The 1,157-nt window shown below is 63.1% G+C and carries 2 protein-coding genes; both read right to left on the reverse strand.

The window, feature by feature from the left end; all coding sequences use genetic code 11:
* Positions 1 to 174 precede the first annotated feature (174 nt).
* Complete coding sequence (locus tag DVH29_RS16080; RefSeq protein ID WP_114647193.1) at positions 175 to 690, reverse strand: TlpA family protein disulfide reductase; 516 nt, start codon at positions 688 to 690, stop codon at positions 175 to 177.
* A gap of 74 nt (positions 691 to 764) precedes the next feature.
* The coding region (locus DVH29_RS16085) for an isochorismatase family protein (protein ID WP_114647194.1) at positions 765 to 1,157 on the reverse strand (393 nt) is incomplete at its 5' end.

The following is a 1,157-nucleotide window of genomic DNA, read 5'->3' on the forward strand; positions in this document are numbered from 1 at the left end:
CCTCCAGATCATTGAATCTGGAAACCCATGAATCACACTCCCCGACAGAATTGAATCCTGAATGTCGATTGAACCTAGAGCACCTGATCTGATGGAATCAGATCAGGTGCTCTAACTTCTTGTTTTGTCGCGTTTCCGAACCGCAAAACCGGTTCCACTTTTCCTGGAAACGCTCTAGAAAAGAAGATCGAGGATGGGCTCGGTGACGTCCGCATCGAGCCAGTCGATCGGCCCCTGCTTGCGGTAGAGAACGGCGCCGTCGGCATCGACGACCACGGTGCTGGGATAGCCGAGAAAGCCGAACAGGGTGCCGGCATTGCCCACGGCGATCTGGTGGCTTTGCAGCTCCACGCCCAGATCGGCGAGGAAGGAAACGACCCGCTCATAGGAAGATGTATCCACCGAGACGAGCAGCAGCGCTTCGGGGCGTTGCAAGGAGTCTGAAAAAGCTTGCAGCTCGGGGAGCTCTTCCCGGCAGGGGGCGCACCAGGTCGCCCAGAAGTGCAGGATGACCGGGCCCTGCACGGCCTCGGCAAGCGTCAGCGTTTGCCCTTGCGGGGTGGCGATGGAGAGGCTGGCCAGATCGACCGCTTGCGCCGTCGCCGCGCCGGAAGCGGCGAGTAGGGCCGCTCCCGCAAGGCAAAGCCGCGCGATCCTGCCGCGCAAGGGGAACCGGGGACTGGCCTGCAAGACTGCGCTCCGTGGCTATTGTCCCCGGAGGCTAGCATAGCGATTGCGACATCGGTGCGACACGAAAGGCGGCTCTACCCCAGGCTTTCGATCCATTCTCTGATGTCTTTTTGCGTTGTGACGTCACCGTATTTCTGGTCGATGTCGTAGAGGGCGGCGTCGTGGGGAGGCTGGGCGCGGTCGGCGCAGCATTGGGCGGGGACGAGGACATTGAAGCCCGCCTGCACCGCATCGACGGCGGTGGCGCGGACGCAGCCCGAGGTGGTGGCGCCGGTGACCACCAGCGTATCGACCCCATGGGAAGCAAGGAGGCCGGCCAGATTGGTGCCGAAGAAGGCCGAGGCGCCCTTCTTGACGATGACGGGATCGCCGGGCTGCATCCCGGTCGCTGCGTCGATCTCGACGAGGCGCGAGCCTTCGACCAGCGCCGCCAGCCCTTTGGACTTGCGCAGCCAGGCGAGGGTTTC

The organism is Pelagibacterium lacus (genome assembly GCF_003345525.1).
Taxonomy (GTDB): domain Bacteria; phylum Pseudomonadota; class Alphaproteobacteria; order Rhizobiales; family Devosiaceae; genus Pelagibacterium; species Pelagibacterium lacus.